The organism is Poseidonibacter parvus, from assembly GCF_001956695.1.
Lineage (GTDB): Bacteria > Campylobacterota > Campylobacteria > Campylobacterales > Arcobacteraceae > Poseidonibacter > Poseidonibacter parvus.
Genome location: NZ_CP019070.1, coordinates 2,473,346 through 2,498,451 on the forward strand (window position 1 = coordinate 2,473,346; position 25,106 = coordinate 2,498,451).

Annotated in this window: 23 protein-coding genes; 7 read left to right on the forward strand and 16 right to left on the reverse strand. The window is 28.6% G+C overall.

The window, feature by feature from the left end; translation table 11 throughout:
- Window positions 1–2: 2 nt before the first annotated feature.
- The gene (gene recQ / locus LPB137_RS12165) at window positions 3–2,105 is read right to left on the reverse strand and encodes a DNA helicase RecQ (RefSeq protein WP_076088444.1); all 2,103 of its coding nucleotides are present in this window, start codon (window positions 2,103–2,105) and stop codon (window positions 3–5) included.
- A 91-nt stretch (window positions 2,106–2,196) separates the two neighbouring features.
- Here recQ and LPB137_RS12170 point away from each other — a divergent pair, with 91 nt between their 5' ends.
- Complete coding sequence (locus LPB137_RS12170; RefSeq protein WP_076088446.1) at window positions 2,197–3,417, forward strand: MotA/TolQ/ExbB proton channel family protein; 1,221 nt, start codon at window positions 2,197–2,199, stop codon at window positions 3,415–3,417.
- Window positions 3,418–3,423: 6 nt separating this feature from the next.
- Window positions 3,424–4,659, forward strand: a complete 1,236-nt coding sequence (locus LPB137_RS12175) for an OmpA family protein (protein WP_076088448.1) — start codon at window positions 3,424–3,426, stop codon at window positions 4,657–4,659.
- Between the two features lie 109 nt (window positions 4,660–4,768).
- Here LPB137_RS12175 and LPB137_RS12180 read toward each other — a convergent pair whose 3' ends face one another.
- From LPB137_RS12180 to LPB137_RS12205, 6 genes are all read right to left on the reverse strand, one after another.
- On the reverse strand, window positions 4,769–5,701 hold the full coding sequence (locus LPB137_RS12180) for a D-2-hydroxyacid dehydrogenase (RefSeq protein ID WP_076088450.1): 933 nt from the start codon (window positions 5,699–5,701) through the stop codon (window positions 4,769–4,771).
- A complete protein-coding gene (locus LPB137_RS12185) occupies window positions 5,698–6,576 on the reverse strand; it encodes a DMT family transporter (protein ID WP_076088452.1) in 879 nt (292 codons plus the stop codon). Before LPB137_RS12185 ends, LPB137_RS12180 begins: the two co-directional genes overlap by 4 nt.
- A gap of 95 nt (window positions 6,577–6,671) precedes the next feature.
- Window positions 6,672–7,241 carry a TetR/AcrR family transcriptional regulator gene (locus LPB137_RS12190; protein ID WP_076088454.1) on the reverse strand — a complete coding sequence of 190 codons (570 nt, stop codon included), beginning with the start codon at window positions 7,239–7,241 and terminating at the stop codon, window positions 6,672–6,674.
- Between the two features lie 7 nt (window positions 7,242–7,248).
- Window positions 7,249–7,752, reverse strand: coding sequence for a dihydrofolate reductase (locus LPB137_RS12195; RefSeq protein WP_076088456.1), 504 nt, complete (start codon window positions 7,750–7,752; stop codon window positions 7,249–7,251).
- A 20-nt stretch (window positions 7,753–7,772) separates the two neighbouring features.
- Complete coding sequence (locus tag LPB137_RS12200) at window positions 7,773–8,636, reverse strand: thymidylate synthase (protein ID WP_076088458.1); 864 nt, start codon at window positions 8,634–8,636, stop codon at window positions 7,773–7,775.
- A gap of 63 nt (window positions 8,637–8,699) precedes the next feature.
- Window positions 8,700–9,677, reverse strand: a complete 978-nt coding sequence (locus tag LPB137_RS12205) for a hypothetical protein (protein ID WP_076088461.1) — start codon at window positions 9,675–9,677, stop codon at window positions 8,700–8,702.
- A 176-nt stretch (window positions 9,678–9,853) separates the two neighbouring features.
- Between LPB137_RS12205 and prpB the strand changes: the two genes are divergently transcribed.
- The 4 genes from prpB to prpF all read left to right on the forward strand — a co-directional run bounded on the left by prpB (window position 9,854) and on the right by prpF (window position 15,930).
- A complete protein-coding gene (prpB, locus tag LPB137_RS12210; protein ID WP_076088463.1) occupies window positions 9,854–10,738 on the forward strand; it encodes a methylisocitrate lyase in 885 nt (294 codons plus the stop codon).
- Between the two features lie 54 nt (window positions 10,739–10,792).
- Window positions 10,793–11,941: a bifunctional 2-methylcitrate synthase/citrate synthase gene (gene prpC, locus LPB137_RS12215; protein WP_076088465.1), complete on the forward strand. Its 1,149-nt coding sequence runs from the start codon at window positions 10,793–10,795 to the stop codon at window positions 11,939–11,941.
- Window positions 11,942–12,043: 102 nt separating this feature from the next.
- Window positions 12,044–14,641, forward strand: coding sequence for a Fe/S-dependent 2-methylisocitrate dehydratase AcnD (gene acnD / locus LPB137_RS12220; protein ID WP_076088468.1), 2,598 nt, complete (start codon window positions 12,044–12,046; stop codon window positions 14,639–14,641).
- Between the two features lie 113 nt (window positions 14,642–14,754).
- Window positions 14,755–15,930 carry a 2-methylaconitate cis-trans isomerase PrpF gene (gene prpF / locus LPB137_RS12225; protein ID WP_076088470.1) on the forward strand — a complete coding sequence of 392 codons (1,176 nt, stop codon included), beginning with the start codon at window positions 14,755–14,757 and terminating at the stop codon, window positions 15,928–15,930.
- An 81-nt stretch (window positions 15,931–16,011) separates the two neighbouring features.
- Here prpF and LPB137_RS12230 read toward each other — a convergent pair whose 3' ends face one another.
- From LPB137_RS12230 to murI, 6 genes are all read right to left on the reverse strand, one after another.
- Entirely contained in the window at window positions 16,012–16,395 is a 384-nt protein-coding gene (locus tag LPB137_RS12230; protein WP_076088472.1) for a glutaredoxin domain-containing protein, read from the reverse strand.
- 13 nt (window positions 16,396–16,408) lie between these two features.
- The gene (locus LPB137_RS12235) at window positions 16,409–16,951 is read right to left on the reverse strand and encodes a hydrolase (RefSeq protein ID WP_076088474.1); all 543 of its coding nucleotides are present in this window, start codon (window positions 16,949–16,951) and stop codon (window positions 16,409–16,411) included.
- 78 nt (window positions 16,952–17,029) lie between these two features.
- Complete coding sequence (hemC, locus tag LPB137_RS12240) at window positions 17,030–17,968, reverse strand: hydroxymethylbilane synthase (RefSeq protein WP_076088476.1); 939 nt, start codon at window positions 17,966–17,968, stop codon at window positions 17,030–17,032.
- 11 nt (window positions 17,969–17,979) lie between these two features.
- Complete coding sequence (locus LPB137_RS12245; protein ID WP_076088478.1) at window positions 17,980–18,822, reverse strand: DsbA family protein; 843 nt, start codon at window positions 18,820–18,822, stop codon at window positions 17,980–17,982.
- Window positions 18,823–18,888: 66 nt separating this feature from the next.
- Complete coding sequence (locus LPB137_RS12250) at window positions 18,889–20,991, reverse strand: DNA polymerase III subunit gamma/tau (protein ID WP_076088480.1); 2,103 nt, start codon at window positions 20,989–20,991, stop codon at window positions 18,889–18,891.
- A complete protein-coding gene (murI, locus tag LPB137_RS12255; RefSeq protein WP_076088482.1) occupies window positions 20,988–21,785 on the reverse strand; it encodes a glutamate racemase in 798 nt (265 codons plus the stop codon). Before murI ends, LPB137_RS12250 begins: the two co-directional genes overlap by 4 nt.
- A gap of 85 nt (window positions 21,786–21,870) precedes the next feature.
- On the opposite strand from murI, the gene LPB137_RS12260 reads away from it, so the two are divergent.
- On the forward strand, window positions 21,871–22,533 hold the full coding sequence (locus tag LPB137_RS12260) for a uracil-DNA glycosylase family protein (protein ID WP_076088484.1): 663 nt from the start codon (window positions 21,871–21,873) through the stop codon (window positions 22,531–22,533).
- On the opposite strand, the gene LPB137_RS12265 is transcribed toward LPB137_RS12260, so the two are convergent.
- From LPB137_RS12265 to rho, 3 genes are all read right to left on the reverse strand, one after another.
- Window positions 22,520–23,548: a fatty acid desaturase family protein gene (locus tag LPB137_RS12265; RefSeq protein ID WP_228144670.1), complete on the reverse strand. Its 1,029-nt coding sequence runs from the start codon at window positions 23,546–23,548 to the stop codon at window positions 22,520–22,522. The two genes, LPB137_RS12260 and LPB137_RS12265, sit on opposite strands and share 14 nt — an antisense overlap.
- A complete protein-coding gene (locus LPB137_RS14680) occupies window positions 23,521–23,685 on the reverse strand; it encodes a hypothetical protein (protein WP_228144671.1) in 165 nt (54 codons plus the stop codon). Before LPB137_RS14680 ends, LPB137_RS12265 begins: the two co-directional genes overlap by 28 nt.
- A gap of 73 nt (window positions 23,686–23,758) precedes the next feature.
- A complete protein-coding gene (gene rho / locus LPB137_RS12270; RefSeq protein ID WP_076088486.1) occupies window positions 23,759–25,081 on the reverse strand; it encodes a transcription termination factor Rho in 1,323 nt (440 codons plus the stop codon).
- Between the last annotated feature and the right edge of the window lie 25 nt (window positions 25,082–25,106).

The window sequence follows — 25,106 nt, forward strand, 5'->3', positions numbered from 1 at the left end:
CTTTACATCTTTTTTAAATAATCATATAAATACAAATGCTGTCTTAACTCTTGTATACTTCCATACTCTAAACCTTTTTCAATCCATTGTTTTATTTCTTGGGGAACTTCTAAAGGCTTTAATAACTCTTCTTTTTTTTCATTTGATATTTTTTCATGTTCATTTAATACATTTACATGAGAAAGTATACTTGTAAGTCCTAAGTCTCTTTTCATAGCAATATCTTCTAATCCAAAACCTTCTTGTAATAACTGATATGTATCTAAATATGTTTTTGTTAATTTCTTCAAAGGTCCTCTAGTTTCAATTTTATCTTTAAACTCTTCTTTTATTTCAAGACAAAGATTTAAAAAATCTTGTCCATACTTTTCAAACTTTACAAGCCCTACTCCATTTATATCTAACATTTGCTCTTTTGTAGTTGGAAGTTTTGAGCTAAACTCTTTTAAACTTTTATCTCCAAAAATTACATAAGCAGGTACTTCATGCTCTTGTGCCATTTGTCTTCTTAGACTTCTAAACTTTTCATATAATTCTTCATCAAAAGATAATACTTCTTGCGATTGCTCTTGTTTTACTGCAATTCCTAGTTTATCTTCATCTATTAAAAGTTTTTCATTTCCTTTTAAAATTTCCATTCCAAGTGCATTTATTTTAAGTACTCTAAACTCACCTAAATTAATAGCTTGAATATCAATTAATTTATCAGCAATTGCTACCCATTCATTTTTACTCTTATTAGCACCTAATCCATACACTTTTAGTTTATCATGCCCAAATTCTAAAAGTTTTTGATTTTTTGAACCTCTTAGTATGTCTATAATATGATTAGTACCAAATCTTTGCTCACTTCTATAAACAGCAGATAAAAACTTTTGTGCATCTACACTTACATCAACTTGTTCAATCTCACCTTTGGTACAATTATCACATAAGATTTTACACTCATCAATTTCATCTTCAAAATAAGAAGCAATTATTTTATGCCTACAATTATTTGACACACAATATCTATACATGGCTTCAAGTTTATCAAGTCCTGTTTGTTTATATGAATCATCAATTGCATCTTCTATTTGAAGTTTTCTTTTTACCTCATCACCTTTTGAATAAAGTAAATATACATAAGACATAGCTCCATCTCGTCCTGCACGACCTATTTCTTGATAATAGTTTTCTAAAGTTTTTGGCAAGCTTGTATGTATTACAAATCTAATATTTGATTTATCAATACCCATACCAAAAGCAATGGTTGCAACTACGATATCTACATTTTCATATACAAAATCATTAAAGACTTCATCTTTAACCTGCGCACTTAATCCTGCATGATAAGCTTTTGATTTATATCCATTACTAACTAGAAACTGTGCTGTTGATTCTGCTTCTTTTCGTGTAAAGGTATAAATAATTCCACACAAACCCTTATGAGATTTTAAAAAGTTTATTATTTGATTTTTACCATTAGCAATTCGAGGTTCAACTTTTATTTCTAAATTATCTCTTTGTGTTTTTGCTCTAAAGTGTTTTGCATTAACTAAATTTAATGAAGAAGCAATATCAGTCTCAACTCTTTTTGTAGCAGTTGCTGTAAAAGCTGCAATATTAGTATCAGGGAAAAACTGCTTAAGTCTATTAAGATTTCTATACTCAGCTCTGAACTCATGTCCCCAACCAGATACACAGTGAGCTTCATCTATTACAAAGTAGTTTATATTTATTCTTTGTAATACTGCTACAAACTCATTTGATGTAAATCTCTCAGGTGCAACATATACAAACTTTAATTCATTTGCTAATAGTTTTTGCATAGTAAAAGAGTTTTCATCATTACTTTGAGATGAAGATATCATTTGAGCTTTAATATCAAGGTCATTAAGAGCTTTTACTTGGTCTTGCATAAGAGCAATTAAAGGAGAGATTACAACTGTAACACCATCCATAAGTAATGTAGGAAGTTGATAACAAAGTGATTTTCCACCACCAGTTGGAAGTATTGTTAGTACATCTTGCTTATTTAATATACTATCAACTACTTCTTCTTGAAAGCTTCTAAAGTTATCATGTCCAAATATATCTTTTAATATTTGTTGTTTTTTATTCATGAATGAATTTTAGCATATTAATGATTTTATATTTAAAAAAATTATGATAATATTGATTTTCACAAATTGATTTCTCTTCAAGGATAAACTAATGTTAACAAACGAAGACTTTATAGATTTAAACTCAAAATTTTATACCTCATGCAGACCAACAGCTAGAATATTTAACCTACTTACAATTCCTACATTTATATTTGCTTTAATTATTTTAGGATACTTAGACCTTTTTCCCTTAAAAGTAGAAATTCATAGTGTTATATTAATTGGATTTATTTATATTATTTATCTGTTTTTTATAAAACACAATGCGTATTATGTATCTTGTAAATTTAAAACAAATTATCAAGATTTAGTTTTTAATTTAAAAAACTATATCAATGCGAATACTTTAACTATTGGAGATACTACAAAAGCAAATGGTAGTGCCGATGATTTTCTAAAAGATTACACTAGTAATATTAGAAATACAAACTTTTCCTCAATTGCTTCAGGTGTTTTTCCAACACTAGGAATTTTAGGTACTTTTATCTCAATTGCATATAGTATGCCTGATTTCTCATCTGGAACTTCAAGTGCATTGGAGAAAGAAATTTCACTTTTACTTGGTGGTGTAGGAACTGCTTTTTATGTTTCAATTTATGGAATATTCTTATCACTATGGTGGACTTTTTTTGAGAAAATTGGAATGAGTAGGTTTGAGCATGATACCTTTATCATAAAGGAAAATACAAAAACATTCTTCTGGACAAAAATTGATATTGAATCAATTAATATAAAAAGTAATCTTGAAAATTTTCAAAGAATGTCTGATGTATTTGAGCAAATTACTTCTAAAAATATACTTGATAATATCAATGAATCAATTGAGAAAAGAGTTACTTTACTTGAAGATATTATACAAAAAGAGACTCTTCTATCTTCGCAAGTTTCAAATAATATAAAAAACAATGAAGACTTATCGAATGTTATTACTTCAATGACATCAAATATAAGTTTAAGTATTCAAAACTTAGAAGCACAAAAGCAACTACATCAAACAAGCACAGAAAATTTAAATAAAAATGTTAATAATTTAAATCAAACACTTGCAAACTTAAGTGCAAAGAACTTAGAAGAGATTTACGTAAATATTATAAAAAGTATTGAAACTATGAAAAATGAAACAGATAAAATTGGCTGGAGATTTCACAAAGAGTTAGATGAATATGATTCTAAATTCTCAGAAAAACTAAAAAATTCTTTAGAATCAATTGATGAGCAAACGGTAAAGATAGTCGAAGATTTACAAGAGTTTAAAGAACTCTCAAAGTAGTAAGATATGTATAATAATGAACAAAAAAATGATGAAAACTTTTGGATATCTTATGCAGATTTAATGGCAGGTTTACTTTTTGTATTTATACTTGTGATTGGTGCTATTATTGTAAAGTATCTATATACACAAAACGATTTACAAGTAATTAAAACTGATTTAGAAAAAGAAAAACAAGCTTTAAATATGAGTGAAGAGGAATTATCTTCAAAAAAGAAAAAGCTTGAAGAAGTAAATGAAAAGTTTAAACTTTTACAAGACGAGAAAGTTCATTTATCTTTTGAACTAGCAAAATCACAAAATATGTTTGATAAAACAAAAAAAGAATTAGAAGAACAAAAAAAACAATCTGAAGAATTATCAAAAATACTTGATAATAAAAATAAAGATTTACAACTATCACTAGAGCAAATTGAAGAGATAACTGCAATTTTAGAAGGCAAAGAAAACAGTATAAAAGAAAAAACAAAACAACTTAGTTTAAATCAAGAAGAAATAGAAAAACTAAAAGCTTTATTATTAGCTTATGAAGTTAAAACTAAAGATTTTGAAAAAGAAAATACAACCTTATCAAGTAAATTAAGTGATAATGAAAATATCATCAAACTAAAAGATGATGAGTTAGTAATGCTTCAAAAAAAACTACTACTTCAAAGTAATAAACATCAAAAACTAGTAGAAGAGTTTGATATAACAAAAATTAAAATTAAACACCTTACAGGTATTAAATTAAATGTAATTTCAAATTTAAGAGAAAAACTTGGAAAGTCTATAAACATAGATGAAAAAAGTGGTGCTATTAAATTTTCTTCAAATATATTATTTGATCAAGGTGAGTATAAGTTAAAAGAAGATTCAAAACAAGAATTAAGTCTGATATTAAAAAAATACTTTGATGCTTTATTAGAAGATAATAATATCAAACAATATATTCAAAGTATTACAATTGAAGGTCATACAAATAGCGATGGTTCATATTTAGATAACTTGCAACTTTCACAAAAAAGAGCCTTGGAAGTAATGCAGTTTTTATATCAATCAAATATTATTGATAAAGATTTAATTAGTAAGTATGTAAATTCAAGTGGAAGATCTTTTTCAAACTTAGTTTATAAAAATGGAATTGAAGACAAAGATAATTCAAGAAGAATTGAAATTAAGTTTACAGTTAAAAATGAAAGTGCTATAAAAGAGCTTCAAAACTTTTTAAATACTAAACAAGAAAAGAAAGAAGATAAATAAATGAAAGATTATTTACATGATCCTAAAAAATTGAAATTTTTATCTTTAGAAATTAAAACAAAACTTGAAAAAAAGAAAAACACTTCTTTTTTTCAAAAGTTAAAAAATATTATTTTGAAGAAATAAAATTTCTTACATTATTTGCAACTAACTCAATTAGTTTAGTACGTGCTTCAACACTTCCCCAACCAATATGTGGAGTAAGAAGTAATCTATCTTTGTTTTTTACTTTTAGTAAAGGATTTGATTCTTCAATAGGCTCAACATTTACAACATCAATTCCACAGTAAATCTCTTTTTCATCAATTATCTTAGATAAATCTTCTTCATTAATAATTCCACCACGCCCAAGATTTAGTAATATTGCTTTATCTTTGATATTTTTCATATTTTCATAATTAAGTAAATTTTGCGTTTGAGGATTTAAAGGACAGTGAATTGAAATAATATCACTTGTTTTTAGTAACTCATCTAACTCAACTCTTTTAAACTCATTATTTGAATTTTTTCCACTAGTTGAATAATAAACAACTTCACAATCAAAAGCTTGTGCTCTTGAAGCAAAAGATGAACCAATTGCACCAAGACCAATAACACCTACTCTTTTTCCATCAAGTTCAAAAAATGGCTCATCAATATGAGTAAATAGTGGTGATTTTTGCCAATTACCATTATCTACGTATGATTTGTAATAGTTTAGTTTCCCAACAAAATAAAATATCATAGAGAAAGCAACTTGAGATACAGAAGAGTTAGAATAACCAGCTACATTTTTAACTTCAATATTATTATTCTTTGCATATTCTAAATCTACATTATTCATTCCTGTTGCAGTAATTGCAATAAATTTTATTGTAGAGTCACTCATTTCTTCTTTACCAAGTACTACTTTATTTGTAAGAACAATATCAGCATCTTTAACTCTTTGTTTTGTTTGATTAGGAGTTGTTAAATCATATGAAGTTACTTCTCCTAAAGTATCAAAAACTGATACATCCATGTCAAAACCTAAGCTTGCTCTATCTAAAATTACTATTTTCATAATTTTCCTTTTTTATTTTTTGGTTTTTTATTGATAAGAACTATTGCAAATAGCACTATTATTATTCCAAGTATCGTAACTAAATCTATTTGTGCATCAAATAAAAGATACGAGATAAAAACTGCACTAAGAGGTACAAGATAAAAAATAGATGAAACCTTTGAAACATCTGCATTTTTTATCATAATATACAACAATGATAAAGCTCCAATACTAACACCTACACTCATATAAAGTAAAGCAATTATAAAATCTCTATTCCAAACAATATTAATATCTTCATAATATAAAAAAGGAAGAACAAGTATTGTTGAAGCTAGCGTTTGTATTGCTCCACCTGAAAAAAGATTCATATTTAGACAATGTTTTTTTTGATATATATTTCCAATACTAAGACCTAAAAGTGCTAAAAAAGAATATAAAATACCAATAGATAAATCAATATTATCTATTTTTTGAGCAATTACAAAAAATACTCCAATAAAACCTAATAAAAATCCAAATATAATTTTTGTATTTCTTTCTTCATTTAAAAACTTCCATGCAAGAACTGCAACAAGAATTGGTTGTAATGCAATTACTAAAGCACTTAAAGATGCATCAATTCCGTAAGATATTGATAGAAAAACACCAATTGAAAATGTTCCAACAGTTAGACTTCCTGCAATTGCAATATGTATAAACTCTTTAATATTTTTTGGCCATGAAACTTTTAAAACTACTGAAAGTATTAGTAAAATCCAAAATGCAATAATAAATCTAATTGCTAAAAATGCCATAGGACTTGAATTTTCTAAACCATACTGTGTAAATACAAAACCACTTCCATATAATAGTATAAATAAAAAAGGTAGAATTGATTTTTTGATTAACATTTTTTACCCTTTTTAATTTACTTGACCAATTAGTCAAGTAAAAGAATAGCAAAACTTAATCACTTATGTCAAGTAAATTTATTAAAATAAAACTATTATTTGATTTTTAAAGAATTTAAATAAAATTCTAACTGTGAAATACAAGAGATATAAATATCTGAAGAATTGGATTTTTTAGCTGTTGCTAAGCATCCTTCAATAGAAGCTACAACAAAAACAGCTAAATCTTTAATATTTGGATGTGAGATTTCATTGTTTTTTACTGCCTTTATTAAAACAGTTTCAATAATCTCTTCAAAGTGAAAATATACTTTTTCTAAAGCTATTTTAAACTCTTCATCTTTAGATGAAAGTTCTTGTACAAGATTATTTAACCTGCAACCATAAGTGTAATTATATTTATCTCTTGTTGAAACTAGTTTGATTAAACCATCAATAATATTTTCTTCAAGTTTTAGTAAACTTGCATATTTATTTTCAATATAATCGTTTATATGAACTTCAATAACCCCAAGAGTTAACTCTTTTTTAGATTTAAAAAAATGATACATCGAGCCTTTATTCATAGCGGCTTTTTTTAAGATTTTATCAACTGAAGTAGCACTATAGCCATTTTCATATATCTCATTAAATGCTGTTTGAAGTAATTTACTTTTTGTATTCATTTTTATTCTAATCTTTTTTTACCCAAACTTTAAATTTCCAAGCAGGCGACTTTACCTTTCCATGTTCAAGTATTTCATCATAAGATTTTTCTTGCGCTAAATCCCAAGTTGAGAAGTCAATAGGCTTTAAAAATGCATCAGCAACACCTTCAAAATCAACTTCACTTAAATACATTTTATCAACATAAGGAAAAAGTGTTTCATAAATATTAGCACCGCCAATTATAAAAAGTTCTTCTTCAGCATTAGCTCTTGCAAAATTAAAAGCTTCTTGGACATCATTAAAAGTATGTACACCCTCATGTTCAAAGCCAGAATTTGATAAAACAAGTGAAGTTCTATTTGGAAGCGGTTTTCCGATACTTTCAAAAGTTTTTCTTCCCATTAAAATATGATGCCCTGAAGTTATAGTTTTAAAATTTTTAAAATCTTCACTTATATGCCATAACATTTCATTGTTTAAACCAATTTCCCAGTTCTTTCCGTAAGCTACTATCATTGAAATTTTCATAATTTTCCTTTAAGTTTCTACTATACAGCCATTACAGCTTTAATAGATTCATCACACTCATAATTAGTAAGTTCAAAATCACTCATTTTAAAATCATTAATATCTTTTATATCAGGATTAATTTTCATACTAGGTTTTTTATATGGAGTACGAGAAAGCTGTAAATTAACTTGTTCCATATGATTAGAATAAATATGTGCATCACCAAAAGTGTGAACAAAATCTCCTACTTCAAGCTCACAAACTTGAGCAATCATCATAGTTAATAATGCATAAGAAGCAATATTAAAAGGAACACCTAAAAACACATCTGCGCTTCTTTGATATAACTGACAAGAAAGTTTTCCATTTGCTACATAAAACTGAAAGAAAGTATGACATGGAGGAAGTGCCATTTTTTCTAACTCAGCTACATTCCAAGCAGATAAAATTAATCTTCTAGAGTTTGGATTAGTTTTAATTTGTTCAATTAATTCAGCTAACTGATCAATACTACTTCCATCTGTACCCTTCCATGATCTCCATTGAGCTCCATAAACAGGGCCTAATTCTTTAATTGTATCTGTGTTTACATAACCTAAGTCTTTACCTTGTGCATCTGCATTTGCAGTCCATACAGTTTTTTTGCCAATTAAATTTTCTGCCTTATCTCCAAAATTTATCTCAGCAAGTCTTCTTTCATCTGTGCTTCCTTCAATAAACCATAAAAGCTCTGAAATAATTGCCTTTAAATGTGTTTTTTTAGTAGTAACTAATGGAAAACCTTCATTTAAATCAAATCTCATTTGATATCCAAATACAGAAGTAGTACCTGTACCTGTTCTATCACCTTTAAAAACACCCTTGTCTAATATATGTTGTAATAAATCTAAATATTGTTTCATTTTCTACCTATTCTTTTATCTTTGAAATTGTAGCAAATTTAAAATAAACATGCTATTTTTATATTAATTTCTTCGCTGACCTGGCTTTGGTGCCGATACCTCTTTTTGTAAATCAAGGGATAAATTATGGTAAAAAAGCTCACCGTAATCTGTAGTTCTATTTATTATCTCATAAGCTTGAACTAATGTATTATTGTATTTTATAGCATCTTGTAGTATCTTAATTATCTTAACAGATTCTAAGAAATTCACATGAGATGGGGCTTCTATTGGTGAAGAGTAATACTTATGCATTCTTTCAACTAAGTTTTTATTTCTTATTTCAATAAATACAGACTCAATTGGTGATTTAAAAAATAGTATTTTTTGCTTTACATTAATAGATATATATGTTGTTTCCATTCCATATATTTTTCTAGAAAAAGAATCAAATAAAAAAAGTTTTTTATTATAATTATTATTGAATAATTCATATATAAGTTCAAGTATTTTAATCTTTTCTTCTCTTGAATAAAAATTTCCAATACTTGCAAAACAAAAAGATAATACTGATTTAATAGAATACCATTCTGTTGTATCATAATCATATCTTAGCATCTGATCAATTCTTCCTTGTTTCAACTCTTCTATGTCTTTACTAGATTTTGTTCTGTACACTTCTTGTACAGCAGTATCTCTATACATAGGTCCAGGGAACTGTGCTTGAATAACAAATCTTCTGTTTTGTTCTAGTTCCATGATGTATTTTAAACGCCCATAATAGTCTTCATCTATAATTCGCACCTCTTTTTGAGGTATTTGAGTAATTGATTTTAAAAACTCATCACTATGACAACCCTCTTCCCAAATATAATCAGGATATCTAAATATATTACAAATTTTATCTTTAATTTCATTACTTGGTTCAATATCTGTAACATTATCAATCCACGATGTAACAGTTCTTCTATCTTTATTAATAAGTGATGCAAATTTTGAAATACTAAGATTTGACCTTTTAAATATTTCAATAAATTTATCAATAGAGTTTTTATAATTCATCATTAACCTTCTTATTATCTTTAACAATAATTGTACCATTATAAAACATAAAAACAAATATTGTACATTATGAGACAATTGATGAAAAAGTTGCTATTTATAAAACAAAAATCATACAACAGCATAATCTATTAATGATGTATAATATTTCAACAAAACTAATTTAAAGGATGCACATGAGCGCAGGAAAAAAATTTAGAGAAGCATTAGAGGCAGAATCACCTTTACAAATCGTAGGAACAATTAATGCATACCAAGCATTACAAGCTACAAAAGTAGGACACAAAGCAATTTACCTTTCAGGTGGAGGAATTGCAAATGCATCTTACGGTTTACCAGATTTAGGTATGACTATGATCGAAGACGTTTGTATTGATGTAAGAAGAGTTACTTCAATTTGTGACACTCCATTAATCGTTGATGCTGATACTGGTTGGGGACATGCATTTAATGTTGCTAGAACTGTTAAAGAATTTATTAGATCTGGAGCTGCTGGTTTACATATTGAAGATCAAGTTGCTGCTAAAAGATGTGGACACAGACCAAATAAAGAGTTAGTATCTACTGAAGAAATGTGTGACAGAATTAGAGCTGCTGTTGATGCTAAAAATGAATTAGATCCAGATTTCTATATCATTGCAAGAACTGATGCACATGCATCTGAAGGTCAACAAGCTGCTGTTGATAGAGCATTAGCTTATGTTGAAGCTGGAGCAGATGCAATTTTTGCTGAAGCTGTTCATACATTAAAAGAATACAAAGAATTTACATCTCAAATGTCTGTTCCTGTATTAGCAAACATTACTGAGTTCGGTGCAACTCCAATGTTTACAACTGAAGAATTAGCTGAAGTTGGTATTGATATGGTTCTTTACCCATTATCTGCATTTAGAGCAATGAATAAAGCTGCTTTAGCTGTTTACCAAGAATTAAAAGACAAAGGTACTCAAGAAGGTGTTCTTGATACAATGCAAACAAGAATGGAACTTTACGATATGTTAGGTTACCACGATTATGAGCAAAAAATGGATGCATTATTTTCAAAAGGTAAAGCGAAGTAATTCGCTTTATTTAAACTAGAATAAAAATTAATTTAAAATAATAAGGGGAAATTTATGAGTACTACTACAGGATTTAAACCAAAAAAATCAGTTGCATTATCAGGACAATCAGCGGGAAGTACAGCAATCTGTACAGTTGGGAAAAGTGGAAATGACTTACATTATAGAGGTTATGATATTTTAGAATTTGCTGATAAATCAGAATTTGAAGAAATTGCACACTTAATTGTATATGGTAAATTACCAAACAAAGCAGAATTAGCTGCATATAAAACAAAACTTCAAGGATTAAGAGATATTCCTGCTGGAGTTAAAGTTGCATTAGAGCAATTACCAAAAACTGCTCACCCAATGGACGTTATGAGAACTGGTTGTTCAGTTCTTGGAGCAATTATGTCTGAAGATGAAGCTCATCCAAAAGATGAAGCACAAGCAATTGTTGATAAATTAATGGCATCATTTGGTTCTATGTTATGTTACTGGTACCATTATGCATATAATGGAAAAAGAATTGATGTTGTAACTGATGATGATTCAGTTGGTGGTCACTTCTTACACTTATTACATGGTGAAAAACCAAGAGAATCTTGGGTTAAAGCTATGCATACTTCTTTAATTTTATATGCTGAACATGAATTTAATGCATCTACATTTACTTCAAGAGTAATTGCTGGTACTAATTCAGATATGTATTCTTGTATTACTGGTTCTATTGGAGCTTTAAGAGGTCCTAAACACGGTGGTGCAAATGAAGTTGCATTCTATATTCAAGAAAGATACTCTTCAGCTGATGAAGCAGAAAAAGATATCTTAGAAAGAATGGCTAAAAAAGAAATTATTATCGGATTTGGACACCCAGTTTATACTTCTTGTGATCCAAGAAATGTAGTAATTAAAAAAGTTGCTGAAGATTTATCAAAAGAAAACAACAACACATTAATGTATGATGTTGCAGAAAGAATTGAAACAATTATGTGGGATAACAAAAAAATGTTCCCTAACTTAGATTGGTTCTCTGCTGTTTCTTACAACCAAATGGGAATTCCAACAGATATGTTTACTCCAATATTCATTATCTCAAGAGTTACTGGATGGGGTGCACACGTAATTGAGCAAAGAGAAGATGGAAAAATTATTAGACCATCAGCTACTTATACAGGACCTGAAGATTTAAAATTCGTTCCTTTAGAAGATAGAAAATAAGAACTTAATCTTAATCTAAAAAAATTCTAGCGCCACTTTGGCAAACAAAACTAAGGATGAGTTTCACTCATCCTTTTAATCTCAAATAAATGGATATACAATATGACAAATGATAAATATCTTAAAAAATTAGAAGGTTTTGACACAAGCTTTTATGATGTAAAAGCAGCTGTTGAAGATATTACTCCTGGTTCTTTTGAAAAATTAAACTACATTTCAAGAGTATTAGCAGAAAACTTACTTAGAAAATGTCCTAGTGAAGATTTAAAAGATTCTTTAATTCAATTAATTGAAAAAAGAACTGATAAAGATTTCCCATGGTACCCATCAAGAGTTGTAACTCATGATATTTTAGGACTTACTGCATTAGTTGATTTAGCTGGTTTAAGAGAAGCAGTTGAAGCTGGTGGTGGAGATCCTAAACAAGTTAATCCTGTTGTTCCTACTCAATTAATCGTTGATCACTCACTAGCAGTTGAATGTGGTGGATTTGATCCAGAAGCATTCCAAAAAAATAGAGATATCGAAGATAGAAGAAATGCTGATAGATTCCACTTTATTAACTGGACTAAAGAAGCATTTGATAATGTAGATGTTATTCCTCCAGGGAATGGTATTATGCACCAAATCAACTTAGAAAAAATGTCTCCAGTTGTACATAATATTGATGGAATTGCAAGTCCAGATACATTAGTTGGAACTGATTCACATACTCCACATGTTGATGCTTTAGGTGTTTATGCACTTGGTGTTGGTGGATTAGAAGCTGAAAATGTAATGCTTGGAAACCCTTCATTTATGAGAGTTCCTGAAGTTATTGGTGTAAATGTAATTGGTGTTAGAGCGCCAGGAATTACTGCAACTGATATTGCATTAACATTAACATCTTTCTTAAGAGAAAATAATGTAATTTCTTCATTCTTAGAATTCTATGGTGAAGGATTAAAATACTTAAACTTAGGAGATCGTGCTACTATTTCTAACATGACTCCTGAATATGGTGCAAGTGCTGCTATGTTTGGTATTGATGAGCAAACTTTAGATTACTTAACTTTAACTGGTAGAGAAGCAGAACAAGTTAAACTAGTTGAAGCTTATGCTAAAGCAAATGGTTTATGGGCAACAGAATTAACAAAAGCAACTTATGCAAGAGAATTAACTTTTGATTTATCAGAAGTAACAAGATCATTAGCAGGTCCTTCTAAACCTCATAAATTAGTACCAACAAATACATTAGTATCAGAAGGTATTATTAAAGATTTCAAAGAAGAAGATGAAAATAAAATCCCAGATGGTGGTATTTTAATTGCTGCAATTACATCGTGTACTAACACTTCTAATCCAAGAAATGTTATTGCTGCTGGTTTATTAGCTAAAAAAGCAAATGAATTAGGATTAAAAAGAAAACCATGGGTTAAATCTTCATTAGCACCAGGATCTAAAGTAGTTGAAACATACTTAAACGATGCAAAATTACTTCCTGAATTAGAAAAGTTAGGATTTGGTATTGTTGGATTTGCATGTACTACTTGTAATGGTATGTCAGGTGCACTTGATCCAAAAATTCAACAAGAAGTTGTTGAGAATGATATTTATTCAACTGCTGTATTATCTGGAAACAGAAACTTTGATGGAAGAATTCACCCATACGTAAAAGAAGCATTTTTAGCTTCACCTGCATTAGTAGTTGCTTATGCATTAGCTGGTTCTATTAGATTTGATATTGAAAAAGACTCATTAGGAACAGATAAAAATGGTAATGAAATCACATTAAAAGATTTATGGCCAAGTGATGAAGAAATCAACGCAGTTGAAAAAGCATCAGTTAGGCCAGAAATGTTTGATGCTATTTATGATCCAATGTTTGCTAAGAACTCTTTAGACAATGTTGAGATTTCACCATTTTATAAATGGAATACTCAATCAACATATATTAATAAGCCACCTTATTGGGAAGCTGAGTATATGGAAATGCCAGCTCTAAAAGGTATGAGACCATTAGGTGTATTCCCAGATAATATCACTACTGATCACTTATCTCCATCAAATGCGATTTTACCAACATCTGCATCTGGTGAATATTGTTTATCTAAAGGTCTTCCAGTTGAAGATTTAAACTCATATGCTACGCATAGAGGGGATCATCATACAGCTAGTAGAGCTACTTTAGCAAATCCAAAATTATTTAACGAAATGGTTAAAAATGAAGATGGAAGCGTTAAACAAGGTTCATTAACTAAAATCATGCCAGAAGGTACTGAATCTAGAATGTGGGAAGCAATAGAGACTTACACTACTAGAAAACAACCTTTAATTATTGTTGCTGGTACTAACTATGGACAAGGGTCTTCTAGAGACTGGGCTGCAAAGGGTGTTAGACTTGCAGGTGTTGAAGTTTTAATTGCTGAATCAATTGAAAGAATTCACAGAACTAACTTAGTTGGAATGGGTGTATTACCATTACAATTTAAAGATGGTGAAACTAGACATACTTACTCTATTGATGGAAGTGAAACTTTTGATATTGAAGGTGAGATTACTCCTAGAACTGATTTAACAGTTGTAATGACAAGAGCAAATGGTGAAGTTGTTAAGTTTACTGTTCTTTGTAGATTAGATACTTCTGCTGAAGTTGATGTTTACAAAAATGGTGGTATTTTACAAAAATTCGCTAAAGATGTTATTGCTTCTTCAAAATAGTAAAAAATATCTATAAACACTTTTAGGGTTCTTCCCTAAAAGTATTTAGAAGAAATTATCAAATTTTTTCTAAATACTTTTAAATATCAAAAAATTAAACTCAAGGAAAATAAATGTCTTACCAACCACAATTTAAAGTTAAAGCTACATATATGAGAGGTGGAACTTCTAAAGGAACTTTTTTCAATATTGCTGATTTACCAAAAGAGGCACAAGAAGATTCAAGAAAAAGAGATAAACTTTTACAAAGAATAGTAGGAAGTCCTGATGTTTATAAAAAACAAATGGATGGTATGGGTGGAGCTTCTTCTTCTACTTCAAAAGCTATCTTAGTTGGGAAATCTGATGTAGAAAATCATGATGTTGATTACTACTTTTGTCAAGTTGCAATTGATAAAGATTTTGTAGATATGAGTGGAAACTGTGGAAACTTAAGCTCAGCTGTTGGTCCTTTTGCAATTCATGAAGGTTTAGTAGATAATGTTCCCCAAAATGGAGTTTGTTGTGTAAGAATTTGGCAAGCAAATATCAAAAAAACTATTCTATGTTATGTAACAATGGAAAATGGAATGGTTAAAGAAATGGGTGATTATGAAATTGATGGTGTTGCATTTCCTGCTGAAGAAATTCAATTAGAGTTCGTAGAACCAGTTGATCCTAGTGAAGAATTATTCCCTACTGGAAACTTAGTAGATGATTTAGAAGTTGAAGGAGTTGGCACATTTAAAGCTACAATGATAACTGCAGGAATTCCAACTGTATTTGTAAATGCTGATGCTATTGGATATAAAGGTACAGAGCTTCAAGGTGATATTAACTCTGACACTGAAGCTTTAGCTAGATTTGAAAAAATCAGAATTGCAGGTGCGCTTAAAATGGGTGTTATGAAAGATGCATCTGATGCACTAACTCAACAACATACTCCAAAAATTGCATTTGTATCTCCTGCTCAAGATTTTACAACATCTTCAGGTAAAGAAGTAAAAGCAGCAGATATGGACTTACACGTACGTGCTTTATCAATGCAACAATTACACCATGCAATGATGGGAACAGCTTCTGTTGCTATTGGTGTTGCTGCTTGTATTCCTGGAACTCTTGTAAATATCGCTGCAGGTGGTGGAGATAAGGATACAGTTACTTTTGGACATCCAAGTGGTGCTATAAAAGTTGGAGCTGCATTATCACAAAAAGATGGGAAATATGTAGTTGAGAAAGCTTCAATGTCAAGATCTGCTAGAATTATTATGGATGGAAATGTTCATGTTCCAGCAGGAACTATGGATTAGTAATTAATCAAAAATTACTTGCATAAAAAAAGGCTTATGATTTTAAATCATAAGCCTTTTTTATTTGTTATTTTAAATATATTAAAAATCATCATCACTATCTAAAATTTTAAGAATATTACTTCTTTTTTGATAACCTTGAAACTCATATCTAATATGTAATTCACCCTCTTCTTTTTTTACAATAAATGAAGTTGGATAAACTTCTATTGGAAAAGCATAATTTTCAATTAATTCTTCATAGATTATATTATCATCTTGAACTTTCATATATTCAAAATTATCTCTATTTTCTTTTATTTTTTTTAGTACTTTTAATTGTCGTTCGCACCATGGACAAGAAGGAATACTAAACATAATAAATATATCCTTATTTGAAGGCATTTCTTTTACACTGTTAAACTCTTTTGCTTGAACTGCTATTAATAAACTAATAAAAAAACATAAAGTAAATACTCTTTTCATTTAACTCTTCTTTTTATTTCACTAATGATGAAATCTCTTTAAATACTGGATTCTTTGCATTTACAGTTAATTCAAAAAGAAGTGATTCATAAGTAGTTGGAATCACACCTGCTTGAATTAATCTTTGTATTGCAACATCCGTATCTCTTTGTTTTCTTGAAGTTACACAATCTGTAACAAGTACAGGTTGTAAACCAGCTTCAAGTAAATCAATACAAGTTTGTAAAACACAAACATGTGTTTCAATACCTGCAACTATTACTACTTTTTTATTAGCAGCTTTAATTGCATCCATTGTTGTTTCATTTTTACAACAAGAAAAAGTTGTTTTTTCAAAATGAGGATAATCATCAACAAGTTCTCTTAAACTTGGAATTGTTTCCCCTATTCCTTTTTTATATTGTTCATTTACAATAAAAGGAACATCATGAACTTTTAAACCTTTTACTAACGTAATTAAATTCTTTTCAATTTCATCTTTATTTGTAACATGAGGATATAACCTCTCTTGAACATCTACTAAACAAAATACTGTATCTTCAACATTGATTCTCATTTGTACTCCTTAATTTATATTATAAATAGTACTAAAATTTCATCTTTAATTCTTGGAAAATATTGCTAATTTTAACTTTTATTTAAAAGCTACTTTTTCTGCTCGCTCTAATAAATCTTTTGCACCTTGGTCTATAAAAGTTTGCGCTAAAATTTGTCCTACATTTTCATAATTTTTAATATCAGCTGTAATTTCTTCTGAAATTGACTCACTACCATCAGGCATTCCAACAATTGCTTGAACTCTAACAGAATTCTCATCTGCAATTGTAGCTTTTACTCCAATTGGCACTTGACAACCACCTTCTAATGTATGAACAAAACTTCGCTCAATAGTTGATTCAATTTGTGCATCATTATCATTTAATACAGATATTAACTCAACAATCTTAGGATCTGTAGTTGTTTCAATACCAAGTGTTGCTTGTCCCATTGAAGGTATCATTAAATCCGTTGAAATAGGTTCAAAATATTTAACTTCATTCTCAATACCAAGTTTTTGTACACCAGTTGCTGCTAAGATAATTGCATCATACTCACCTGCATTTAATTTTGCAATTCTTGTATTGATATTCCCTCTTAAATCTTTAAGTTCAATATCAGGACGTAAAAGTTTTAAAGCCATTCTTCTTCTTAAACTAGTAGTTCCAATTACAGCACCTTTTGGTAATTCATCAATTGATGAGTATTTATTACTTAATAAAGCATCTCTTGGATCATATCTTTTAGTAACTGCTGTAAGTTGTAAACCATCTTCAAATTGTGTAGGAACATCTTTTAATGAGTGAACAGCTAAATGTGCATTACCTTCAAGCATTGCTACTTCTAACTCTTTTGTAAATAAACCTTTTCCACCAATTTTTGCTAATGGTACATCAAGAATTTTATCACCTTTTGTTACAAATTCTTGTAATGTAATTTCCATATTGGGATAATGTTTTTTAAGTTCATCTCGTATAAATTCTGATTGCCATAAAGCTAATTTACTTCTTCTTGTTGCAATTACTAGTTTTTCCATATTTTATGCCTTTATTTATTTTTACCTAATTGTTCAAATTTAGTTTTCATTGTATCTTTTTCTCCATTAACAAATATAGTTGGAGTTCCTTGAACCATTACATCTTCACCCATTTTCATATCATTTTCAATTAATTCTAAAAGTTCAATTGATGATAAGTCATCTTGAGTAAATGATGTATTAAACTCTTTATTAAATCCATTAATTATCTTTTTTTCATCTTTTTCTTTTGAATCAAAATAATCATCCCAATTGGCTTTATAAACTTTTAATTCAATATCTTTAATACCTTTTTGCTTTGCTAAGTCCATTAATTTAGATAAAGGACCTGCTGCTGGATGTATTCTTAATAATGGGAAATGATAATAATATAAAGCAATTGAATCTTTATTTTTATTTACATGCTTAATTACATCAGGAACATAGTCCATACAAAATGGACATAAGGGATCTGAGAAAATTACAATTTTATCTTTTGCATTATGATTACCTGCAATTAATTTTGATTTATCATAATATTTTGAGCTTAAACTAGGACTTACTAAGTCTTTTAGAGATTTTCCATTTGTTGAATCTAATAAATCAAGTGAAATATATCTTCCGTCGGAAAATATAATATCTTTTGCATTTATAATTTTATCATCAATTTTAGCTTCAACATCTAAAACATAACCAAACCAACCTTTTACAGGTAATTCTTTTTTTGTATTTATTGTTATATTTTTTACTTCTAAGTTTGGGTTTTGAGATATTCTTTTCTTTTCAAATTTTATTACATTATCATCACTAACATTTGCAAATAAACTACTTGTTAATAAAACTGCAAGTGTTAATACTTTTGATACTTTTTTCATATATTTATTCCTTATAATTTAAAACTATTTATATTTTAACTGCATAGTATTAATCAAGAGTTAATACTAAGATCTTGATTTTACAGTAATTTTTTTAATATCAAAAAGCTCTTTTGCTCTATTTAACATAGGAGAATTAATAATATCATTTAATTGTAATTCTTGTTGTGCAGGAGTTTGAACTGCACTTTTATGCATATCAGCAACACAACCTGAACTCATTTCAACTTCTTCAATCATTGAACCTGATTCATTTTGGGTATTTACATTTTGATTTATTTCTTCTTTAATATCCTCGTTAACTTCTTCAACTTTTTTAATAGCTTCTTTTTTTAACTCAACGGAGGCTTCATCCTTTTTAAAATCTAACTCAACATCGTTTCCATAAACATCTTGGGCAAAGGTTCTAATTAATGCAAAGTGCTTATATAAAAACTTTCTATCTTCATCTTTAGCATAAGAAATAATTGATAATTTATTGTTTTCATAACCATTAAAGATAAAGTTTTTTTCAAAACACTCTCCTAAAGAGTAGTCTCTATCATAAACCTTTGATGTAAGTTGTTCATACATTTCATCTTTTTCTTCCATTTGTGGTTCATCAATGGGTACAACTTCAACTTCTTGAGATATATTAACTTCTTTATGCTCTTGAACAATTGGTTCTATTTGAACTTCTGCTGAAACTACAGGTGCTACTTCATTGAGATTTTTAACTTCTTTTTTTTCATTTGAATTTGTGTCTGTATTTATATTTGATAATGTCTCTTCTTTACTTGTAGGCAAATCATCAAAAGGTGTTGGATATGAAACTTCAGGAATTGAATCAATTACAGATAAATCAACCATTGAAGTGCTTTCAATTAAAACTTTATCAGCTTCATTTACCTCTTCAATCTTTGTTTCTGGAATGTTTTCCATAATTTCTTCAGTCATATTACTTTCAAAAGGATTAGATTCAATTACCTCAGGCTTAGGTTCTTGTTGTGTTTTTATTACCTGAGGAGTTTTTTCAACTAATTTTTCAACTGGCTTTTCTACTACTTCTTCTATCGGCTTTTGTATTATTTTCTCAACTGGCTTTTGTTCAGCTTTTGGTTTAATATCTTCAACTTGTGAAATTATTTCTTCAATTGTTTTAATATTTGTAGCTTCAATCATCTTCATTAAAGTTAAAATAAGAACAAAGCCACCATCAGAGTTAATCGATAAAAGATGCTTAGCATCTCCTATTATTCTAAAAAATCTATCAAATAAAAGTAAATCAAATCTTGCATCTTTTTCAAGCATTTTATGTTTTAAATAAATTGACATTTCATCACATACTTGTGATACATCATAATTTTCTAAATCTTTAATTATAGGTGTAATATCAGCTTTATTTAGAACTATTGTAAATACATTATCCATTACTTTTGGGTCTATTAAACCTAACATGTCAACTACAGTTGCTGTTGTAATTCTTCCACGCGAGAAAATAATAGCTTGGTCTAATAACGTTAGTGTATCTCTTAAGCTTCCCTGACCGCTTCTTGCAACAATTTCTAATGCATCTGTATCAAATTCAATATTTTCTTCATTTAAAATATGTGATAAATGATGAGTTACATCTGTATCTGATATTTTATTAAATCTAAAATGCTGAGTTCTTGAAAGAATTGTTGCAGGTAATTTAAGTGGATCTGTAGTTGCAAGTATAAACTTTACAAATCCAGGAGGTTCTTCAAGTGTTTTTAAAAGAGCATTGAAAGCTTGAGTAGTAAGCATATGAACTTCATCGATTATAAATACTTTAAATCGTGCAGAGCTTGGTTTGTATTTTGTATGTTCAATTAAATCTTTAATATCATCAATACCTCTATTTGAAGCAGCATCCATTTCAATTACATCTAGATGTCTATTTGCATTTGAGCTAACACAGTTATCGCAAACTTCACAAGGTTTTGAAGTTGGACCATTTGAGCATAAAAGTGCTTTTGCCATAATTCTAGCAGTTGAAGTTTTACCACTTCCTCTTAAACCTGAAAAAAGATAAGCATGTGATAATCTATTTGAATCTAATGCCAAAGATAAAGTTTGAGAAACAGTACTTTGACCTACTAAATCTTCAAATCTATGAGGTCTATATTTTAAAGCTAATACTTTTGTCTCTTGTCTTAATTCACTCATATATTGCATTTCCTAATTATAATTTTATTTTTATATTCACTTTTTTCAAATATTTTATTTATCATATTTTCATTAATATCATCTGTGGCATAGATTGTAATATCTAATGAACCTTCGTTAACATGACCTTTTTTACTACTTAGATCTATTAATCTTTTTGCAATTGCTAAACCAGTTTGAATTACTGTAATATCATATTTCATAATATTTTTGATTTGTTTTTCAATTAATGGATAATGAGTACAACCTAAAACAATTGTATCAACATTATATTCTATCATTGGCTTTAACCAAGATTCCAACATTGAATAAGTTAACTTTGAATCAGTTTGTCCTTTTTCAATTTGTTCAACTAATCCAGGGCAAGCTTGCTCATATAATTTAACTTTTTTATTCTCAAATAATTCATTAACAAGCAATTGATATTTATCACCTTTTAATGTAGCAGGAGTTGCTAAAACTCCAATATTATTTGTCTTCGTAGCTTCAATTGCAGGTTTAATACCAGGTTCTGTTCCTACTAAAATTAGCTTTGGAAATTTTTCTCTTAAATGTTTAACAGCAGCAGAAGTTGCAGTATTACAAGCAATAATTAAAGCTGATATTTGATGTTCTTTTATTAGAAATTCTGTTATATCAATACTACGCTTTAAAATCTGTTCTTGTGTCTTTTGTCCATAAGGTGCATATTTTGTATCAGCTACATAAAAAAGTTTTGCACCTTTAAATACTTCTGTTATAGAAGATACAACTGTTAATCCACCTAAACCAGAATCAAATACTCCAACTTTCAAATAAAACCTTAATATTATTTTTTAGATTATATCTAAATATGTTAAAATTCAATTAAAATTTTGTTTACCCAAAAGGTTGGTTTTCATGTTTCATCATTTTCATCCATATGAGCCATTTATAAAAGAAGATACTAAAAAACTAATAGTAGGAACACTACCTCCTCCTAGATTTTGTACAAAAGCGTATAAAGTAAATGATGTAGATTTTTGTTATGGTTCACAAGATGGATTATTATGGAAAGCTTTAGATGTAATTTTTGATTTAAAACTAGAATATTTAAATACAAAAGATGAAGTTACAAAAAGAAAAAACTTTTTAATAAAAGAAAAAATAGGGGTTTGTGATATTGTTAATTCTTGTAAAAGAGAAAAAATTGATGCAAGTGATTTAGGAATGAGTGAAGTTGAACTGCGTGATATTTTAAAATATATTAAAGAATTTAAAAACATTGAGACTATTATTTTTACAGGAGGAAATAGTAAGAATGGTCCTGAATATTTTTTAAGAAAAATTCTAAAAGAAAAAAATATAAAATTTATGCAAACTTCAAAAGAAATTCCAAAAGTTCATGAATTTAGTTTTGACAATAGAGTAATTAAAACAATAAGTTTAACCTCTCCTTCAAATGCAGCAAATAGATTTATTGGTTCAAATTCTTTGTATAAAGAAAATAAGATTAAAAATCCTGCTTATACTACTTTTGATTTTAGAGTTGAGCAATATGAAAAAGTTTTCAAATGCTATTAACTTTTAAAAGTTTAGTTTTTCCAACCATAAGTTCGATTGTCATATACATTCTTTTAAAAACACTTTCTTGTCTATATTCTAAGTTATGCTTTTTACATAAATCTTTTATAAGTGGTTGAAGCTTTTGATATTGACTTAGAGGTAAGTTTGGGAAAAGGTGATGTTCTATTTGATAGTTTAACCATCCATGTCCAAAATCAATTAAATTACTTCCTGTGTTGTAGTTTACACTTCCCATAATCTGTCTTAAGTAAAACTCACCTTGTGATTTATGAGGAGTATCAAACCTATATATATCTTCTGCTGAATGATTTGGAACAATTACTAAAAATGAGTGTAAGTTTGCAATATATTCAGCTATTAATGTAATAATAAAAACATTAAATACTGCTTCTAAACCTAATGGTAAAAATAGAAAAGGTATTAGTATAAATTTAACAGAAAAATATGGAAGTATATATTGTTTCCATAAAATTGCACCATTCTTTTTAAATGGACTTACTTCATAAGATTTAACTTCTTCTAGTTTTAACTTACGTCTTTTTTTATTCTCTAATATTTTCAAAGTATTTGGAGCATAATACGTAAGCTTCCAAGTTCCAGCAAAAGCATAAACAAAAACATATCTTAACCACATAGGAGTTTTTGATTGAATTAACCATTGCAAGTTATTCTCAACATTATCAGGATCTTCATCTTCCCCTAAATGATAGTGGTGCATAATATTATGCTCATGAATCCAAGCTTCAGGTTTAATCCAATCTAACCAGTCAAGATATCTTCTATTGTCTTTGGCAAATCCAGCTTTTGTATATCTAAAAGGAATTCCAGGAACTTTATCATATGCACCATGAAGTATAGGATGAGCAACATTAGCCCATCTTGATACATTTCCAACTGCAATTAAAGTTGCTGAAAATAGTGCTAGAATCCAGAAAAGAAATCCACTTAAAGCAAAAGATGATATTTCTAAAAAGCTTATAAGAGCTACAAGTCCATAGCCAGAAAAGTACAAGCCCTTCCCCAACGTTCTAGTTTTAGTAAATGTAAGAAGTCATCATAAGTACTTCCGTTTAAACTTTTTTTTACTTCGTCAATATCTTTTTTAAGTTGATTTTTATCAATATCTTTATAGTTTGCATAGGTACTCAATAATTTTCCTGAAATAAGTTTTTGTAATAAGTTTTGATTTAAATAGTTATAAAAAGTAGCCTAAAGCTACTTTTTATTCATTCATTCCAGCGAAGAATTCAGCGTTGTTTTTAGTTTTTTGCATTTTTGAATAAAGAAATTTTAAAGCTTCAACTTCATCCATTGAAGCAATTGCATTTCTTAAAATCCATGTTTTTTGTAAAATTTCTGGAGAAAGAAGTAATTCTTCTTTTCTTGTTCCTGATTTGATAATATCTAAAGCAGGATATACTCTTTTGTTAGCCGCATTTCTTGATAATACAACTTCAGAGTTTCCAGTACCCTTAAACTCTTCAAAAATAACTTCATCCATTTTTGAACCAGTTTCAATAAGTGCAGTAGAAATAATAGTTAAACTTCCACCCTCTTCAATATTTCTAGCAGCCCCAAAGAACCTTTTTGGTTTATGTAAAGCATTTGCATCAACTCCACCTGAAAGCACTTTTCCAGAAGATGGTGTAACAGTATTATAAGCACGAGCAAGTCTTGTAATAGAATCAAGTAAGATAACTACATCTTTTTTCATTTCAACAAGTCTTTTTGCTTTTTCAATAACAATTTCAGCAACTCTTACGTGATTTTGAGCAGGTAAATCAAAAGTAGAAGAATAAACCTCACCTTTTACAGATCTTTGCATATCTGTAACTTCTTCTGGTCTTTCATCAATTAATAAAACCATCAAAGTAGCTTCAGGATGGTTTTTAGAAATACCATGAGCTAAATCTTTTAAAAGTTCAGTTTTACCAGTTTTTGGAGGTGCAACAATTAATCCTCTTTGACCTTTACCCATTGGAGCAAATAAATCAAGCATTCTTCCTGTCATTCTTTTTGAATCATATTCAAATTTAAATCTTTCTGTAGAATATAGAGGTGTTAAGTTATCAAATAATGGTCTATTTTTTGATTCTTTTATTGGTAAGTAATTAATTGCTTCAATTTTTAATAAAGCATTATATTTTTCACTATCTTTATTAGGAGGTCTAACTTGTCCTGAAACAATATCCCCTGTTCTTAATGCAAACTTTCTAATTTGAGTAGCACTTACATAAGAATCATTTGATGTATCAGAGAAGTTTCCATCAATTGCACGAAGGAATCCAAATCCACCATCTTTAATCTCAAGAATTCCAGTGAATAAGATAAATCCACCAGCATCAATTTGAGATTTTAAAATGTTAAACATTAAATCTTGTCTTTTTAATTCTTGAGGGTTTTCTACATCTAATTCTTTTGCAATATTTAAAAGTTCTTCTAATGTAAGTTCTCTTAACTGCTCGATTTTATAACCTTCTACAGGTACGTGAGTTCTAGCTTTTCTAGGACTTTTAGTTTTATTCTGAGTTTTTGACTCTTCCATAAGTAATTTTTGCCTTTTTGATTGT

Excerpts from the sequence above, each read along its gene's own strand:
- LPB137_RS12195 (WP_076088456.1), bottom strand. The coding sequence starts at position 7,752 with ATGAAAATTTCAATGATAGTAGCTTACGGAAAGAACTGGGAAATTGGT.
- prpC (WP_076088465.1), top strand. The coding sequence starts at position 10,793 with ATGAGTACTACTACAGGATTTAAACCAAAAAAATCAGTTGCATTATCA.
- LPB137_RS12185 (WP_076088452.1), bottom strand. The coding sequence starts at position 6,576 with ATGTTAATCAAAAAATCAATTCTACCTTTTTTATTTATACTATTATAT.
- rho (WP_076088486.1), bottom strand. The coding sequence starts at position 25,081 with ATGGAAGAGTCAAAAACTCAGAATAAAACTAAAAGTCCTAGAAAAGCT.
- acnD (WP_076088468.1), top strand. The coding sequence starts at position 12,044 with ATGACAAATGATAAATATCTTAAAAAATTAGAAGGTTTTGACACAAGC.
- LPB137_RS12170 (WP_076088446.1), top strand. The coding sequence starts at position 2,197 with ATGTTAACAAACGAAGACTTTATAGATTTAAACTCAAAATTTTATACC.
- LPB137_RS12250 (WP_076088480.1), bottom strand. The coding sequence starts at position 20,991 with ATGAGTGAATTAAGACAAGAGACAAAAGTATTAGCTTTAAAATATAGA.
- LPB137_RS12175 (WP_076088448.1), top strand. The coding sequence starts at position 3,424 with ATGTATAATAATGAACAAAAAAATGATGAAAACTTTTGGATATCTTAT.
- LPB137_RS12260 (WP_076088484.1), top strand. The coding sequence starts at position 21,871 with ATGTTTCATCATTTTCATCCATATGAGCCATTTATAAAAGAAGATACT.
- hemC (WP_076088476.1), bottom strand. The coding sequence starts at position 17,968 with ATGGAAAAACTAGTAATTGCAACAAGAAGAAGTAAATTAGCTTTATGG.
- LPB137_RS12235 (WP_076088474.1), bottom strand. The coding sequence starts at position 16,951 with ATGAGAATCAATGTTGAAGATACAGTATTTTGTTTAGTAGATGTTCAA.
- recQ (WP_076088444.1), bottom strand. The coding sequence starts at position 2,105 with ATGAATAAAAAACAACAAATATTAAAAGATATATTTGGACATGATAAC.
- LPB137_RS12230 (WP_076088472.1), bottom strand. The coding sequence starts at position 16,395 with ATGAAAAGAGTATTTACTTTATGTTTTTTTATTAGTTTATTAATAGCA.
- prpF (WP_076088470.1), top strand. The coding sequence starts at position 14,755 with ATGTCTTACCAACCACAATTTAAAGTTAAAGCTACATATATGAGAGGT.
- prpB (WP_076088463.1), top strand. The coding sequence starts at position 9,854 with ATGAGCGCAGGAAAAAAATTTAGAGAAGCATTAGAGGCAGAATCACCT.
- LPB137_RS12180 (WP_076088450.1), bottom strand. The coding sequence starts at position 5,701 with ATGAAAATAGTAATTTTAGATAGAGCAAGCTTAGGTTTTGACATGGAT.
- LPB137_RS12245 (WP_076088478.1), bottom strand. The coding sequence starts at position 18,822 with ATGAAAAAAGTATCAAAAGTATTAACACTTGCAGTTTTATTAACAAGT.
- LPB137_RS12200 (WP_076088458.1), bottom strand. The coding sequence starts at position 8,636 with ATGAAACAATATTTAGATTTATTACAACATATATTAGACAAGGGTGTT.
- LPB137_RS12190 (WP_076088454.1), bottom strand. The coding sequence starts at position 7,241 with ATGAATACAAAAAGTAAATTACTTCAAACAGCATTTAATGAGATATAT.
- LPB137_RS12205 (WP_076088461.1), bottom strand. The coding sequence starts at position 9,677 with ATGAATTATAAAAACTCTATTGATAAATTTATTGAAATATTTAAAAGG.